Origin of the sequence: Paraoerskovia marina DSM 21750 (genome assembly GCF_000701465.1) — a bacterium.
Taxonomy (GTDB): Bacteria; Actinomycetota; Actinomycetes; order Actinomycetales; family Cellulomonadaceae; genus Paraoerskovia; species Paraoerskovia marina.
The window spans coordinates 172,960-189,002 of the sequence record NZ_JNIY01000005.1; the positions used below are offsets into that span (position 1 = coordinate 172,960).

Annotated in this window: 15 protein-coding genes; 6 read left to right on the top strand and 9 right to left on the bottom strand. The window is 70.8% G+C overall.

Going from position 1 to position 16,043, the window contains the following annotated elements:
* The 3 genes from Q343_RS0109770 (at nucleotide 1) to lnt (ending at nucleotide 6,241) form a co-directional block, all read left to right on the top strand.
* Nucleotides 1–2,874, top strand: coding sequence for a DEAD/DEAH box helicase (locus tag Q343_RS0109770; RefSeq protein ID WP_052367089.1), 2,874 nt, complete (start codon nucleotides 1–3; stop codon nucleotides 2,872–2,874).
* Nucleotides 2,875–2,957: 83 nt separating this feature from the next.
* Complete coding sequence (locus tag Q343_RS0109775) at nucleotides 2,958–4,625, top strand: amidohydrolase (RefSeq protein WP_029253407.1); 1,668 nt, start codon at nucleotides 2,958–2,960, stop codon at nucleotides 4,623–4,625.
* Nucleotides 4,626–4,681: 56 nt separating this feature from the next.
* Complete coding sequence (gene lnt, locus Q343_RS0109780; protein WP_043109949.1) at nucleotides 4,682–6,241, top strand: apolipoprotein N-acyltransferase; 1,560 nt, start codon at nucleotides 4,682–4,684, stop codon at nucleotides 6,239–6,241.
* A gap of 75 nt (nucleotides 6,242–6,316) precedes the next feature.
* Here lnt and Q343_RS0109785 read toward each other — a convergent pair whose 3' ends face one another.
* Nucleotides 6,317–6,661 (bottom strand): RNA polymerase-binding protein RbpA, encoded by a 345-nt coding sequence (locus Q343_RS0109785; protein WP_029253409.1) that lies wholly within the window; start codon nucleotides 6,659–6,661, stop codon nucleotides 6,317–6,319.
* A gap of 1,339 nt (nucleotides 6,662–8,000) precedes the next feature.
* Between Q343_RS0109785 and Q343_RS0109795 the strand changes: the two genes are divergently transcribed.
* The 3 genes from Q343_RS0109795 to Q343_RS0109805 all read left to right on the top strand — a co-directional run bounded on the left by Q343_RS0109795 (nucleotide 8,001) and on the right by Q343_RS0109805 (nucleotide 10,698).
* A complete protein-coding gene (locus Q343_RS0109795) occupies nucleotides 8,001–9,050 on the top strand; it encodes a tyrosine-type recombinase/integrase (protein WP_029253410.1) in 1,050 nt (349 codons plus the stop codon).
* An 80-nt stretch (nucleotides 9,051–9,130) separates the two neighbouring features.
* A complete protein-coding gene (locus Q343_RS0109800) occupies nucleotides 9,131–9,400 on the top strand; it encodes a DUF7218 family protein (RefSeq protein ID WP_029253411.1) in 270 nt (89 codons plus the stop codon).
* A 29-nt stretch (nucleotides 9,401–9,429) separates the two neighbouring features.
* Nucleotides 9,430–10,698, top strand: coding sequence for a phospholipase D-like domain-containing protein (locus Q343_RS0109805; RefSeq protein WP_029253412.1), 1,269 nt, complete (start codon nucleotides 9,430–9,432; stop codon nucleotides 10,696–10,698).
* On the opposite strand, the gene Q343_RS15175 is transcribed toward Q343_RS0109805, so the two are convergent.
* From Q343_RS15175 to Q343_RS0109845, 8 genes are all read right to left on the bottom strand, one after another.
* Nucleotides 10,695–10,841, bottom strand: a complete 147-nt coding sequence (locus tag Q343_RS15175) for a hypothetical protein (RefSeq protein ID WP_155990703.1) — start codon at nucleotides 10,839–10,841, stop codon at nucleotides 10,695–10,697. The two genes, Q343_RS0109805 and Q343_RS15175, sit on opposite strands and share 4 nt — an antisense overlap.
* 65 nt (nucleotides 10,842–10,906) lie before the next feature.
* Nucleotides 10,907–11,482: a MerR family transcriptional regulator gene (locus tag Q343_RS0109815; RefSeq protein ID WP_029253413.1), complete on the bottom strand. Its 576-nt coding sequence runs from the start codon at nucleotides 11,480–11,482 to the stop codon at nucleotides 10,907–10,909.
* 122 nt (nucleotides 11,483–11,604) lie between these two features.
* Nucleotides 11,605–12,087 (bottom strand): bifunctional nuclease family protein, encoded by a 483-nt coding sequence (locus tag Q343_RS0109820; RefSeq protein WP_345940098.1) that lies wholly within the window; start codon nucleotides 12,085–12,087, stop codon nucleotides 11,605–11,607.
* Between the two features lie 43 nt (nucleotides 12,088–12,130).
* Nucleotides 12,131–12,787 carry a transcriptional regulator FtsR gene (gene ftsR / locus Q343_RS0109825; RefSeq protein WP_043109950.1) on the bottom strand — a complete coding sequence of 219 codons (657 nt, stop codon included), beginning with the start codon at nucleotides 12,785–12,787 and terminating at the stop codon, nucleotides 12,131–12,133.
* 77 nt (nucleotides 12,788–12,864) lie between these two features.
* On the bottom strand, nucleotides 12,865–13,329 hold the full coding sequence (locus tag Q343_RS0109830) for an FHA domain-containing protein (protein ID WP_043109951.1): 465 nt from the start codon (nucleotides 13,327–13,329) through the stop codon (nucleotides 12,865–12,867).
* Nucleotides 13,330–13,434: 105 nt separating this feature from the next.
* The gene (locus tag Q343_RS14560; protein WP_155990704.1) at nucleotides 13,435–14,574 is read right to left on the bottom strand and encodes a DUF881 domain-containing protein; all 1,140 of its coding nucleotides are present in this window, start codon (nucleotides 14,572–14,574) and stop codon (nucleotides 13,435–13,437) included.
* A 5-nt stretch (nucleotides 14,575–14,579) separates the two neighbouring features.
* The gene (locus Q343_RS0109840) at nucleotides 14,580–14,912 is read right to left on the bottom strand and encodes a small basic family protein (RefSeq protein WP_029253418.1); all 333 of its coding nucleotides are present in this window, start codon (nucleotides 14,910–14,912) and stop codon (nucleotides 14,580–14,582) included.
* A complete protein-coding gene (locus tag Q343_RS0109845; RefSeq protein WP_052367092.1) occupies nucleotides 14,909–15,814 on the bottom strand; it encodes a DUF881 domain-containing protein in 906 nt (301 codons plus the stop codon). The genes Q343_RS0109840 and Q343_RS0109845 overlap by 4 nt, the downstream gene beginning before the upstream one ends.
* Between the last annotated feature and the right edge of the window lie 229 nt (nucleotides 15,815–16,043).

Below are 16,043 nucleotides of genomic sequence, written 5' to 3' on the forward strand. Positions count from 1 at the left end.
ATGGCCAAGCGCAGCAGCACCAGCGGCACGACCAGCCCCGAGGAGACCGGCACGTCGCCGGCCGAGCGGTATGCGGCCGCCCAGGAGCGGGCCGCCGCCGAACGCGGCGAGCTCGGCCGGTTCCGGGCCCCCCTCGACTTCGACCTCGACCCGTTCCAGGTCCAGGCCTGCCAGGCCCTGGAGGCCGGTTCCGGGGTCCTCGTGGCCGCACCCACGGGCGCGGGCAAGACCGTGGTGGGGGAGTTCGCCGTGCACCTGGCCCTCGCGGCCGGACGCAAGGCCTTCTACACCACCCCCATCAAGGCGCTGTCGAACCAGAAGTACGCCGACCTGGTGCGCCGGTACGGCCCCGACGACGTCGGGCTGCTGACCGGCGACACCTCCGTCAACGCCGACGCGCCCGTGGTCGTGATGACCACAGAGGTGCTGCGCAACATGCTCTACGCCGGGTCGGGTGCGCTCGACGGGCTGGCGTACGTCGTCATGGACGAGGTCCACTACCTCGCCGACCGGTTCCGCGGGCCCGTGTGGGAAGAGGTGATCATCCACCTGCCCGACGACGTCCAGCTCGTCTCCCTGTCGGCGACGGTCTCGAACGCGGAGGAGTTCGGCGACTGGCTCGCCATGGTCCGCGGCGACACGGCCGTGATCGTCAGCGAGCGCCGTCCCGTGCCGCTGTGGCAGCACGTCGTGGTCTCCTCACGCAGCCAGCACCACGGCCCGCCCGAGCTGCTGGACCTGTACGCCCACGACGTCGATCCCACCGACCCGGGCACCAACCCGCCGATCAGCCCCGAGCTCGTCACCGCGATGCGCGCGGGCCGCGACGACGGCGGACCTCGCGGGGGCGACCGCGGGTATCGCGGACGTGGGGGACGGCGGAACGCCGGACGACGCGGACCCGCGGGCGGGGGTCGCCCGGTCGGGCGTCGCGGACCGGCCCGGTTCGCCGTCGTCGACACCCTGGCCGAGGCGAACCTGCTGCCCGCGATCTACTTCATCTTCTCCCGAGCCGGGTGCGAGGGCGCCGTCGCACAGTGCCTCGGCGCCGGCCTGCGGCTGACGACCCCCGCCGAGGAGTCCCAGATCCGCGAGATCGTCGAGACGCGCGCGGCCACCCTGCCTCCCGAGGACCTCGACGTCCTGGGCTACCGCACGTGGTCCGAGTCCCTGGCACGCGGGGTCGCGGCCCACCACGCCGGGATGCTCCCGATCTTCAAGGAGACCGTCGAGGAGCTGTTCGCCGCCGGGCTGGTCAAGGTCGTCTTCGCCACCGAGACCCTCGCCCTGGGCATCAACATGCCCGCGCGCTCCGTCGTGCTCGAGAAGCTCGTCAAGTTCGACGGGACCGGGCACGTCGACCTGACACCCGGGGCCTACACCCAGCTGACCGGACGTGCCGGCCGCAGGGGGATCGACGTCGAGGGGCACGCGATCGTCGTCGAGCACCAGGGCCTGGACCCCGTGGCGCTCGCGGGACTCGCCTCCCGGCGCCTGTACCCGCTCACGTCGTCCTTCCGGCCCACGTACAACATGGCCGTCAACCTCGTCGAACAGGTCGGTCGCGCCCGCGCCCGCGACGTCCTCGAGACGTCCTTCGCCCAGTTCCAGGCCGACCGGGGGGTGGTCGGGCTCGCCAAGCAGGCCCAGGCCCACGCCGAGGCCCTCGACGGGTACGCCCAGGCCATGCGTTGCGACCGCGGGGACTTCCGCGAGTACCAGAGCCTGCGCCGGCGCATCGGCGACCGAGAGAAGGAACTCTCGCGCCGCGACCGCACCGCCGCACGGGCGCAGACCGCCGACGCGCTCGACGCCCTGCGCCCCGGGGACGTCGTCCAGATCCTCGGAGGACGACGCGCCGGGTACGTCACCGTCGTCGCGACCGGCGAACGCAACTTCGACGGACCCCGCCCCCTCGTCCTGGACGCCGACCGCCGCACCACCCACCTGACCGCCGACGACGCCCCCGGCGGCGTGCGCGTCGTCACCCGGGTCCGGGTGCCGCGCGGCTTCAACGCCCGCGTCAGCGCCCACCGCCGCGACCTCGCCCAGACGGTCCGCCACGCCCTGACCCAGCACGACGGCCCCCGCACGGCCCGCCGCACCAAGGCACCAGCAAGCGCTCCGGAGGACACCGAGCTCGCCCGCCTGCGCCGCCAGCTGCGCAGCCACCCCTGCCACGACTGCCCCGAGCGCGAGGACCACGCCCGCTGGGGGGAGAGGTGGGCACGGCTTCGCACCGAGCACGCGGCCCTCGTGCGCCGTGTCGAAGGGCGCACCGGGACCATCGCCCGCACCTTCGACCACATCTGCGACGTCCTGACCGAGCTCGACTACCTCGACGTCACCGACGGGAACGTCACCGTCACCGACGCCGGACGCTGGCTGCGCCGCCTGTACGCCGAGAACGACCTCGTCCTCGCCGAGTGCCTGCGCCGCGGCACCTGGGACGACCTCGACGCCCCGGCGCTCGCCGCCGCCGTCTCGACGCTCGTCTACCAGGCACGGCGCGACGACGCGTCCGACCCGCCGATCCCCGGCGGCCCCGACGGGCGCCTGGCCCACGCCCTGCACGAGACCGTGCGCGTCTGGTCGTCCGTCGACGACCTCGAGGCTGCGCACAAGGTCGCCACGACCAACCAGCCGGACTTCGGGATCGTGCGCCCCGTCCACCGGTGGGCCACCGGCCGCTCGCTCGAGTTCGTCCTGCGCGACACCGACCTGACCGCCGGAGACTTCGTCCGCCAGTGCAAGCAGGTCATCGACGTCCTCGACCAGCTCGCCCAGGCCGCGCCCACCACCGGCACCCGGTCCACGGCCCGCACCGCCCTGAAGTCGCTGCACCGCGGCGTCGTGGCCTACTCCAGCCTCTAAGACAACGGGCACACCGGCCCAAACATCACAACTCCGTCACACCCGGTCCCGCAAACCTCCCCACGTGCCCTAGGGTGCGAGACGTGGCTACGACTCTCTACCGCGGCGGCATCATCCACTCCTCGGCCGACCCGTTCGCCGAGGCCCTCCTCGTCGCCGACGGCGTCATCACCTGGATCGGTGCCAACGACACCGCCGACGGCCTCGCCCACCGAGCCGACCGCGTCATCGAGCTCGACGGCGCGCTCGTCGCCCCCGCCTTCGTCGACGCCCACGTCCACACCCTGGAGACCGGACTCGCCCTGACCGGCGTCGACCTCTCGCCCCGCGGGGGAGTGCACAGCCTCGACGACGCACTGCGCGTCCTGGCCACCGCCGCCCGCGAGCGCCCGGCCACCGACGCCGACGAGGTCCTGCGCGCCTTCGGGTGGGACGAGACCGAATGGCCCGAGCACCGGGCACCGACCGCCGCCGAGATCGACCACGCCACCGCCGGAGCACGCGTCTACGCCGCCCGGGTCGACGTGCACTCCGCCGTCGTGTCCACCGCGCTCGCCACCAGCGCCGGACTCGCCCGGTACACCGGATGGTCGGAGGACGGATGGGTCACGGCCGACGCCAACGACGCCGCACGCGACGCCGCACGCGAGCTCTCGCCCACCCAGCGCACCAGCCTCTACCGCACCGTCCTCGACCACGCCGCCTCCCACGGCATCGCCTCCATCCACGAGAACTCCGCCCCCCACATCGACACCCGGGCCGGACTGCGCGAACTGCTGACCACCACCGCCGACCCCGCCAGCGGGCACCCCCTCGTCATCGGCTACCGCGGAGAGCTCTGCGAGACCGCCGACGACGCACGCGCCCTCCTCGCCGACATCCCCGGCCTCACCGGCATCGGCGGAGACCTCGACGTCGACGGCTCCCTCGGCTCGCGCACCGCAGCCCTGCGCGGCCGATACTCCGACCTCACCCACGACGCCCACGCCCAGGCCGGCGGCCCCGACGGACGCGGGCTGCTCTACCTGACCGCCGAACAGGTCGCCAACCACCTGTCTGCCGTCACCCGCGCCAAGACCCAGGGCGGATTCCACGTCATCGGCGACCGCGCCATGGACGAGTTCCTCATCGGCCTCAAGGCAGCCTCCGACATCGAGGGCAACAGCGCCCTGCGCGCCCGCGGACACCGGATCGAGCACGCACCCATGGTCGACGCGCAGGCGCTCGCCGCCCTGCTGCTGCTCGGCGTGAGCCTGAGCATCCAACCAGGGTTCGACGCCGCCTGGGGCGGAGCCGACGGCATGTACGCCGCACGCCTCGGCGGCACCCGGATCGACGGCATCAACGCGTTCTCCGACCTCGCGTCCGCAGGGATCCCGATCGCCTTCGGCTCCGACGCACCCGTCACCCCCGTCGACCCCTGGGGAGCCGTCCGCGCCTGCCTCGAACACGTCGACCCCGACCAGCGCATCTCCGCCCGCGCCGCCTTCCGTGCCCACACCCGCGGAGGATGGCGGCTCGCCGGACTCGAACACACCGGAGCAGGGGAGATCCGCGTCGGAGCACCCGCACACCTCGCCGTCTGGCGCGCCGACCACTACGCCGTCCAGGGCGGCAAGCAACGCGCCTCCAGCTGGTCCACCGACGTCCGCTCCGGCACACCCCTGCTGCCCGCCGTCGGACCCGACGAACCAGACCCCACCTGCCTGCACACCATGCGCGACGGCGTCGTGCTCTACGACACCTTCTGACCCGCACCACCCACCCGTGGACCGACCACTCACAGGCGAGCCGTAGGCTGGCGCGCATGGAACCAGGCCCCCGACCCGACATCGCCCCACCAAGCCGGGCCCTGTCGATCTACCTCGCCGTCGCAGGCGGCGCCGCACTGTTCCTCGCCTTCCCCGACGCCGGCATCTGGCCCCTCGCCCCCGTAGGCACGACCCTCGCGTTCCTCGCGCTGCGCCGCGACCACGCCGGATGGAACGCCCTCACCGGACTCGTCCTCGGCCTGACCTTCCTCCTGCCGCACCTGTGGTGGTCCTACGAAGCCACCGCACTCCTTCCCTGGATCGCACTCAGCGTCCTGCAAGCCGCCTTCTTCGCCCTCTTCGGCGCCACCTGGACCTGGACCCGGCGCACACCCCTCGTCCAACGCCACCTCCTCCTGCAGGCCCTCGCCTTCAGCGTGCTCTGGGTCGCCGTCGAACAGTTCCGCTCCTCCTGGCCCTTCGGCGGCTTCGCCTGGGCCCGACTCGGCTTCTCCCAGGCCCAGTCACCCCTCGGCCACTACGCCTGGCTCGGCAGCATCCCCGCCGTCTCGCTCGCCGTCACCCTCACCGGAACACTCCTCGCCGTCACCCTCATCACCGCACGCCGAACCCACCGCACCCCGGCGCTCGCGGGCGCCGGCACCGCGGTGGTGCTCGTCCTCGGAGGGCTGCTCGTCCCGCTGAGCACCGACGCACAGTCCGGGACGCTCGCGGTCGGAGCCGTCCAGGGCAACGTCGCCGAACCCGGCCTCGGGTCGTTCGCCAACAGGGGAGAGGTCCTCCAGAACCACGTCGACGGCACCTTCGACCTCCTCGACGACGTGGAACCCGGGGAGCTCGACATCGTGCTCTGGCCGGAGAACGGCTCCGACCTCGACCCGCAGACGACGCCCGACGTCGCGGCAGACATCGACGAGGCCGCACAGGCCGTGGACGCACCGATCCTCGTCGGCGCCCAGGAGTTCCCCGACACCGGCGGCCGGTACAACGTCGCACTCCTGTGGGAGCCCGGGGTCGGCGTCACCGACCGGTACGCCAAGCAACGTCCCGCACCGTTCGGCGAGTACATCCCCATGCGCGCGTTCGTCGGCCTGTTCACCGACCAGGTCGACCGAGTCACCAACGACATGATCGCGGGGGACGGGCCCGCCGTCGTCGACCTCGACGTACCGGACCTGGGCCGCACCGTCCCCCTGGCGACCATCATCTGCTTCGAGGTGGCCTACGACGACACCGTCCAGCAGTCGATCCGAGACGGGGGAGAGCTGCTGGTGGTCCCCACCAACAACGCGTCGTTCGGCTTCACCGCCGAGTCGACCCAGCAGCTCGCGATGTCCCAGCTGCGCGCGATCGAGACCGGTCGCTCCACGGTCCAGATCTCGACGGTCGGGGTGTCCGGCGTCATCGCCGCCGACGGGACGATGCTCGAGCAGACCGACCTCTTCACCGCGGACCAGATGATTGCCGACCTGCCGCTGCGGACCACGATCACCCCGGCCGTCTTCCTCGGGGCATGGCCCGAGCTCATCATCTGGGGCGTCGCACTGATCCTCCTCGGCACCGGCGTCGTCGCCAGCCGCCGGCGTCGGGCATAGACGAAGGGCGTCGTGATCCGTGGTGGATCACGACGCCCTTCGTCGGTTCGGACCTCGACGGTCCGCGTTCAGGCATCAGGCCGAACGGCGCAGCTTGCCCGCGTGCAGCAGCTCGAGTCGCTCCTCGAGGAGCTCCTCGAGCTCCTTGACCGTGCGACGCTCCAGGAGCATGTCCCAGTGCGTACGCGGCGCCTTGCCCGCCTTCATCTCGGGACGCTCGGCGTCCCGCAGCAGAGCCTCGGCACCACAGCGGCACTCCCACACGGGCGGGACCTCAGCCTCGGTGGAGAACGGCAGGATGATGGTGTGCCCGTTCGGGCAGTCGTAGTTGGCCTGGAAGCGCGGGGCGAAGTCGACGCCCTCGTCCGACTCCATGCTCTTCGAACCGATGCTCATCCCACGCAGCGAGCGGTCGGGCATGTGATCCTCCAAGGGGTAGTGGAAGCGTCGAATGACAGCAATCGCCGTCACTGACATTCAACGGCTTCTTCGGGCCCGGTGTTCCGTGAACGCGTGAAGGTCCGGTGAATGTCATGGGGGACGTCCCGCGTGCGGGACCGGACCAGAGTGTCGGTCCGGCGCTCTCGCCGCAACTTCGCCACCGCGCACGCACTCGTGGTAGGTCCTGACGATCGGTGAGATCCTGCGGGTCGCACAGAGCAAGCTCTGCATCGCGGGTGACGCACGACACGGGAATTGCGATCAGATTCAACTAACGGATCGCGCGGGGCGAGAGCAGGGGAGCGGGGCACGACGACGCCCGACCTCGCGAGACGACACACGATCGCGGGCCTGGCGTGTCGAGGACGCAGACGTCCGCAATTCGGACACTTAGGACATGCACAGGGGAGAGCGTCACCACCGGCAAGCTGCGCGGAATCCGGGCCGGCCGGGCCTGGTGGCGCCGGTGGTCGGTGCGTGACGGCACCCAGGCACCCGGACGGACGAGCTCCGAACCACTCCGCGGGCCGACAGCGCGGCCGACGAATGGTCCGCGTATCGAGCGACGTGCGACCAACCCGGAGGCGAACGGTGTGGACTGGCTGGTCGCACCAGGAGCTGGAGCGGCCACGAAGGTCGACGTCCCGTCGATCTGCTGGTGCATAGAAGCGTGCTAAGCCACTCCTAGGGAACGCCGATAATGTTCATTATGTCATTCTGGCGTCAGAACGGCCCGGACGCAGCCAGGAGTCCGCTCCCCAGAGCCCGTGAGTCACGGGCGGGCCCAGACGGTGAATGCGTCGTCCCGGACCGGGACGACGACGCTGATCGCGCATACCCGCGACGACCGTCGGTGAACCACCGCTGTGCCACGGCGCGTTCCTGCCGAGCTCACGACGAGGTCGACGGTGTCGCCAGTCGCGCGACGCGACATGCACCCGGATGCAATGCCTCCGTCGCGCAGCCCACGACCCAGCACGGCGACGCGATCGCCGACTACGCACTCCCCTCCGGGCCTGCCGGCGTGCGCCGCGCTGGGGCGTTCGCACATCCATGAGCACGGCGGGCCGACGACGCGCGCACCCCGGCTCGGCGCGAACTGTGTCGTTTCACGCTGCACGCCCCTGCACGGCGACGCTCGCGGCGTGCAGCGCGCGTGACAAACCGTGCATGAGGTACGCTGATTCGGACATTAGGTATAAACCATTGTGTTTAGTGCAACACAATGGTTCTGCACGTGCTCGCGGGCGACGGGCTGTCGGTGGCTGTCCGTACTGTCTGGTCCGTACCTTCTGACACCAGCTCCCCGAGGTTTCTCATGGCCAGTCCCCCACGGATCGAACGCATCGTCGTCGTCGACGCCGTGGATGCCTACCTGCGCTCCGTCGCGTCAGAGACCTCGCGGGGGGTCCTCGCTCCCTCGACCCAACGCAGCTACGTCCGGGATCTGCGCGAGTTCCAGAGCCTGGTGGGCGACCGCGTGGTGCTGGACGAGATCGAGGGTCCCGACGTCGACGACGTCCTCGTCGAGTATCAGGCCACTCCGGACCGCCGCTACTCCCCCGGCTCGGCCCGGCAGCGGCCCCCCGGCCGCTCGGCCGCGACGGTGAACCGATTCCGACAGTCCGTCTCGAGGTTCTTCGCCCACGCGGTACGGCACGGTTGGGTCCAGGTGGACCCGTTCCAGCTCGCGTCTCCTCCGGCGAGGTCGCGGGAGCCGCTCCGCAGCGCCCGCACGGCCCTGTCCGCCTCGGCCGCCCGAGCGCTGCTGGATTCGACCGAGAGGGCGGACGACGAGGCGCCGCGTGTCGACCAGGATCTCGCCCAACGGAACCGCCTGCTCGTCGCTCTCCTTCTCGTCCTCGGTCCGCGTGTCTCAGAGGTGGTCCGCACGGACCTGGACGACCTGGTCCGTGAGCCGCACGAGACGCGGTGGCGAATCCGCGGCAAGGGCGGGGTCCCGCGAACAGTCGTGCTCTCCCCTCCTCTGGCCGAGGCGCTGGCGACCTATACCGGGGATCTGCGGCCACGGCTCGCGGCCCGACGGCCGGACAATCCCGACACGGCGCAGGCGCTGTTCCTCACGTGGCGCGGGCGACGCATGGACGCCCAGGGGGTCCGTGACGTCGTGCGGCGTGCCACCGCGCGAATGCCCGAGGAGTACCGTCGCGATGCCACCCCGCACGCGCTACGGCATACGACGGCCACCGTCCTCGTCGCGCACGGCTGGGACGTCAAGGTCGTCGCCGAGCTCCTGGGCCACGCCTCGATCGCCACCACGAACGTCTACCTCGACCGGATCGACGGCGAGCTGGCGGCAGCCATCCGGGCCCACCCGCTCAGCGGCCCTCGCGAGTCGACGGGCTGACGGGCATCCCGGTGCGAGTTCGCGCGGTCCGTTCCATGCTGGGCTCGTACACGATCAGCAGAACCGCGTGGAGGTGGCAGATGCCGGGAAAGAAGCCGGGGCCGAGCGTCAAGGACGACACGGTGTACGAGAGTCTTCGAGAGGACGGGGCGAGCAAGGAGAAGGCAGCGCGGATCGCCAACGCCTCGGCAAACGAAGGGCGGAGCGCCGTCGGCCGCCGGGGCGGTCATGCGGAGCCCTACGAGGACTGGACGGTCGACGACCTGCGAGAGCGTGCCCGCGAGCTCGACGTCGCCGGTCGGTCCTCGATGCGCAAGAGCGAGCTCATCAAGGCGCTGCGGTCGCGCTGATCCGGTCCGCTCGCAGTAAAGTGCGGGACGTGTCCTTCTTCGCGCGCTCCGCACCGCAGCCCCTGACGACGTCCCAACGGTTCGGGCGGCTGGTGCGCCGGTCGGCGCTGGTCGCCGCCATGATCCCCTTCGGCGCCGCGACGGGGATCATGGCGTACGACGCGATCCGCCGTCGCAGCTCTGGTCTGACCGGTACGTTCCCCGTCACGCCGCCCGGAGACACGTCGATCGACGAGACCGAGGCACGCGTCTACACGTTCGGTGAGGACCTTTACGCCGACATGCTCGCTGCGATCCGCGGCGCACGCCGCCGCGTCATGCTCGAGACGTACATCTGGAAGGACGACGCCACCGGGCACGCCTTCAAGGAGGCCGTCGAGGAGGCAGCGGCTCGCGGTGTCGACGTCTACCTCGTCTACGACGGTTTCGCGAACCTGGTCGTCCCGCGCGACTTCTTCCGCTTCTCCCCCGCGATCCACGTGGTGCGGTTTCCCGTGTTCCGTCCGGGCGTCCTGGCCTTCAACGTCAGGAAGTCGGGCCGTGACCACCGCAAGATCCTCGTCGTCGACGACGAGGTCGGGTTCGTGGGCGGGTACAACATCGGGGACGACTACGCGACGCGCTGGCGGGACACGCACCTTCGTATCTCGGGCCCGGCGGTCTGGGACCTGCGCAACGCGTTCGTCGACTTCTGGAACGCGAACAGGACGGCGCACCCCGCACTCGAGGACCCGGGTTCGCAGGTGTGGGACCCGCGGATCCGGATGGCTCGCAACGCGCCGTCGCACCTGGTCTTCCCGATCCGGAACCTGTATCTCGACGCGATCGACCGGGCTGTGCGCACGGTCTCGATCACGCAGGCCTACTTCATCCCCGACCGCGAGATCCTGACGGGCCTGCTGCTCGCGGCGGCCCGCGGCGTCGACGTGCGGGTGATCGTCCCGGAGATCTCGAACCACGTCATCGCCGACTGGTTGCGCAACGGGATCTACGCGACGCTCCTGAACGGCGGAGTGCGGATCTTCCTGTTCCAGGACGCCATGGTCCACGCCAAGACGGCGACGATCGACGGACGGTGGACCACGATCGGCACCGCGAACATCGACCGACTGAGCCTGAGCGGCAACTACGAGGTCAACGCCGAGATCGTCGACGAGGGCGTTGCACGCCTGATGGACGAGATCTTCGCGACCGACCTGACGAACTGCCGTGAGCTCACGGCCGGCGAGTGGAGCGAGCGCAACATCGTCGCCAAGCTCTCGGAGTCGATGATCAGGCCATTGCGCCCGCTCCTCTAGGAGCGCAGTGTGTCCGCCGCGTCTTCCTCAGGGCGCGGCGGAACCGTCTCGTCCTCTTCGAGGAGGACAGGTTCGGTGTACTCGGGATGCTGGGCGACGATCTGCTCGCCGAGACTGTCCGCATGCGGTTCGGGGGTGGTCATCGTTCCTCCTCGGGTCGTCCTCTCACCTTAGAACCTCTGACGACGACCGCGCGGTGGGGAGTCGGCTACCCGGCCTCGATGCGGGAGCGGCGACGTGCTGCAAGCTCGTCTCCCGCGTGCTGCGTCGGCTCGGCGTCCTCGGTGGGCAGCGCACTCAGAGTGCCCTCCACCTCGCGCCAGACCCGTCCGACGGCGATGCCGAAGACACCCTGCCCGCCCTGGACGAGGTCGACGACCTCGTCGGCGGAGGTGCACTCGTAGACGCTGGCGCCGTCGCTCATGAGGGTGATCCGGGCCAGGTCCGCCACTCCCCTGTCTCGCAGGGCCTGGACCGCGGTGCGGATCTGCTGGAGCGACACCCCGGTGTCGAGAAGTCTCTTGACGATCTTGAGCACGAGGATGTCGCGGAACCCGTAGAGCCGGTGCGTCCCAGAGCCGGTCGGGTTCCGCACGGACGGCTCGACGAGCCCGGTCCGTGCCCAGTAGTCGAGCTGGCGATAGGTGATCCCGGCGGCACCGCAGGCGGTGGGTCCGCGGTATCCGACCGTGAGGGACTGCTCGTCGAGCGACTCGCCGAACAGCAAGCCTTGCGCACCGTTGTCGCGCGGGGCCGGGGCCTGCGACTGTCCGCTGCTGTTCACTGCGCCTCCTGAAGGTCGGAGTTCTCGTCGGCCATGTGGTGCGCCCACGAGGTCCGGTGATCGTGCTCTGGACCAACCTTATGACCCTCGACCTCAGGTCGAGGGTGCGGCGCGCCGGTGGCTCATGTGAAGTCCTCCGGGACGACGTGGTCGAGGAATGTGCGGAAGCGTTCGAGGTCCTCGCGCTGGCGCCCGGAGACGACCTCGACGCCGGAGGTCGCGACGACCTCGGCCGAGCACAGCACGGGACTGTGGGTGCGGATCGCGACCGCGATGGCGTCCGACGCGCGGGCGTCGAGGCGTTGACCGTTGCTGAGCACGAGCTCGGCGTAGAAGACCCCGTCGTCCAGCGCGACGATCTCGGCGCAGGTCAGCTGCACCTGGACGGCTTCGAGGACGTCGCACAGCAGGTCGTGCGTCATGGGGCGGGGAGCCGTCATGCCCGACTGGGCGGTCGCGATCGCGTTGGCCTCACGGGGCCCGACGACGATCGGCACGACCAGCTCTGAGGCACCATCGAGAAGCAGGACGACGATCTCTCGCTCGCCCTGCCGCTGCCTCACGCCGAGGACGTCGACGTGAACCATCGGGGCGTTGTGGCTCACCTGGTCACCGTACGACGGTCCGACCGGGACGGCGCGCGGAGCGTCAGGAGGTGAGGTCGGAGATGCCTTCGTGGACCCATGCCCGGTGCAGCCGGGCGCAGGTCTCCCCCACCTCGGCGGCCATGGTGCCCGCGTGGGCGCGAGCCGACGGGGACTGCTGGCTGCGCCACGGTGCGACGATCTGCTGGACGAGGCTGACGTGCCGGTCCGAGGCGGTGCGCAGCGAGCGGAGGTGTCGGGCCTCGACGCCGTACTCGGCCAGCGCGGAGGCGAGCCGGAGGATCTCGAGGGACGCGGCGTCGTGCTGCCCGCCGGGCGAGCGTCGAAGGACCCCTGCCTCGACCAGGGAGTCGACGAACTCGGTCTGGACGCCGGCGGCAGCCGCGAGGGACTCGGTCGTGTACCGGCTGGGCGCGGCCTCGGCGGGGGTGCCGGCGATCCGGGGGCCGGGCGCGTGCTCGGTCCCGCCCTCGTCGAGCTCGTGGAGGCGTTCCTTGATGACCTTGAGCGGCAGGTAGCTGTCTCGCTGCTCGACCAGCACGAACCGCAACCGCTCGACGTCGGCGGGGCTGTACTGCCGATACCCGGCGTTGGTCCGCACCGGTTCGATCAGGCCCTGCTCCTCGAGGAAACGGAGCTTGGAGTGACTGACGCCCGGAAACTCGGGACGTAGCGCCGTCAGTACGTCCGAGATCCGCATGGTGGCGCGATGCGAGACACCATGGGGCCACGTCGTGCCTGCCGGTTCGGGACCGACGGCACGTTGTGCGGAAGCGTTCACGCCTCGGTCGTCCCCGCGTGGGGGCTCGGGTAGAACGTGAGACGGAACTTGCCGATCTGCACCTCGTCGCCCAGGTTCAGCGCGACCGTCTCGACCCGGTCTCGGTTGACGTAGGTGCCGTTCAGCGAGCCGATGTCGCGGACGTAGAACGCGTCGTCCTCGCGGACGAACTCGGCGTGCTTGCGCGAGACGGTGACGTCGTCGAGGAAGATGTCGGCCCGCTCGCTGCGGCCCGCGACGGTCCGCGGGGTGTCCAGCAAGAACCGCGACCCGGCCCCGGGTCCGTGCTGCATGATCAGGAGCGCAGAGTGTCGCGGGAGCGCGGCGACGGCGGCCTTCTCGTCCGACTCGAGCCCACCGCGAGGCCCCGGCTCCTCGGCGGCAGCCGGGTCGATGCGGCCGAAGCTGATCGTCGTCTCAGGGCCACCGTGCGTCGGTTCAGGGCCTGCCGGAGTAGTCATGTCGCCTCCTTGGCAACGCCGTTTCCGGCCGCTGCGTCCATCATGTCGGATCCGTGTACACCCTATGGCCAGTGAGGCACTCTCCGCACCCTGCGGGGTACGACGCTATGAACCAGATTCTGGGACGGGCGTCGCAAACTCGGGGTCCTCGGGCTCTCGGGTCGTGGTGATCTCCAGCTCGTCGAGCTGACGGATCGTCTCCTGCGCGCCGGCGTTGCGGACCGCGGCCATCGCACCGCCGGCGATCTCGAGCGCGGGTTCGAGTGTCGTGGGTTCGCCGATCGCCGCCCAGTGGTACGGCGACTCGAGGAGGTTGTCGTCCATGACGAGGCCGTCCTCGCCCCGGGTGAACCAGGTGCTCGTGACGACGCGGACACCGTTGAGCTCGATCGCCTCGGCCCCGGCGTTGCGCAGCTCTTCGAGGATGTTGAACATCGTCGAGGCCGACAGCGCCTCGGAACCCTCGATGATGGTCAGCTCGATGCCGGGCCCCGTGGCGGGCAGGCGGCCGGACAGGATGCCCTCGGTCGTCGCCTGTTCCTGCGCGAGCTCCTCGGACCGCCGGTCGCTCTCGACGCCGGCGGCGAGCTCGTCGCGGGTCGCCTCGAGCTCACGGGATCGTTCCTCGAGCTCGTTGGTCCGCTGGGTCGCCTCGTCGAGCAGCCTGACGAGCTCGGACTGGCGCAGCGTGGAGTACTCGTCCTCCTGGTTGGCACCGACCTGCACGACCAGGGCGAAGCCGAGTCCCGCGAGCAGCACCGCAGCGAGAAACTGCGACCTGCGCGAGGCGAACCAGCTCGGGCCGACCGGGTCGTGGTGGCCGGCGCGGTGCTCGTGGTCGTCGTCGGCCGCGTCAGTGTCCGACGGGTCGACCTCGAGGTCGGAACCGGCCGCGTCGGGTTCGGTGTCGGTGGTCCCCCGGTCGTCGCGCGTCCGTTCGCTCACGTGGTGCTCCTGCGGCTCGGGCGGTCCGGGGCGGTCGACGTCGGACTCGTCGGCCGTGTCGAGCTCCTCCTCCGACGCTCCTTCCTCATCGGGCCCGTCGTCTGCGGCTCCGCGAGGCTCACGGGCCTCCTCCGGCGCATCGGTGACCGGCACCGCCTGCGCCTCCGAGCCTGCGGGCCCGGCGGGCTGCGACGTCCCGTCCTCCGGGCGCTCTGTCTCGTCCGCGGCGTCTGCGGGGTCTGCGGCGCCCGTCGGGTCCTTGCGCCCGGGAGCGGGCTCGTCGTTCTCCGGTGAGGTCATGCCGCTCACGCCTTGAACAGGTGGCGGCGGATCGCCGCGGAGTTGGAGAAGATGCGGATCCCGAGGACGACGACGACGCCCGTGGACATCTGGCTGCCCACACCGAGCTGGTCTCCGAGGAAGACGATGAAGGCCGCGATGACCGTGTTCGACAGGAACGACACGAGGAAGACCTTGTCGTCGAACATGCCGTCGAGCTTGGCGCGCAGGCCACCCATCAGGGCGTCGAGCGCGGCGATCACCGCGATCGGGAGATACGGCGCGAGGAACGCGGGAACTTCAGGCTGCAGGGCCAGGCCGGCAATCATGCCGACCACGAGGCCGATCACGGCGATCATGGGGTGCTTTCCGGGTCGGACGTCGGCGGCTCCGTCGAGGTGCTGTCGGCGTCGGTGTCGTCTGCATCGTCTTGGTTGGAGTCTAGGGGTTGTGCGTAGAACGTCTGGATGCTCGGGTCGGCCGGCACGGAGAGCCCGCTGGACTGTGGCGTGGTCGAGCTCTGGATCCCGAACGACGACAACGTGAGGATGAATGATGCGCCCGGGGACTTCGCGAACTCCGTCTGCATCGTCGTCGGGTCGCCGACGGCGGTGATGCGGTACGGGGAGGAGACCGGTTGCAGGTCGACGAGGATCGCCTGACCCGCGGACCGGATGGCGCTGAGCGGGGTCAGGCGTCGTCCGTTGATCGAGATCGCCTCAGCGCCCGCGTACCAGAGCGAGTTCACCACGCGCTGCAGGTCGTCGTCGTGCACCCGGGAGTCGGTGTCGATCTCCGCACCGGCCAGGGCGCTCGCGTCGGCGAGGGTGAGCAGCAGTCCCCCGCCCTCGACGGCGACCGACCCGGACACGACGCCGTCACGCAGCAGAGCGGCCTGGACGTCGGGGTCCTGGTCGTCGAAGGTCTGGGACCGGAGGGCCTCCACCTCGTCGGACAGGCCGTCGACCTCAGCGCCCAGGGCGTCGGCCTGGCGCTCGCGGTCGGCGAGCTCGGTCTCGAGGAGCGTGCGGGCCTCGGCGGCGGCCGGCTGGGGTGCGCGCAGGGTGACGGCGGCGACGGTGACGACGAGACCGATCGCCGCGGCGACCAGGAAGACCGTGACGGTCACCCAGGCGGCCCGGCGGGTCCCGCCGTCGGGGCTCTGGGCACGCCGTTCGGCGGCCGCCGCGTAGCCGGGGTCGAGGGGACGTTCCATCACCTCGCGCAGCAGCGTCATCGACTCGTCCGGGCGGCGCGTCATCGGACTTCCTCCACGATCAGGGTCACGACGCCGACGGTACCGGGGACGAGGCAGGGCGTGAACAGCGCCGGGACACAGGTCGCACGGGTATGTGTCGCCGTCGCGGTCTGCACGTCGCCCTCCCCTTCTCGTGCGGTGCGGTGCTCGGGGCAAGCGTAGTGTCCCCGAGGCGTTGTGGCCGACCTCACCGGGCCTCGGTGTTCCCATGCCGGCGGGCAGAACGTACGCT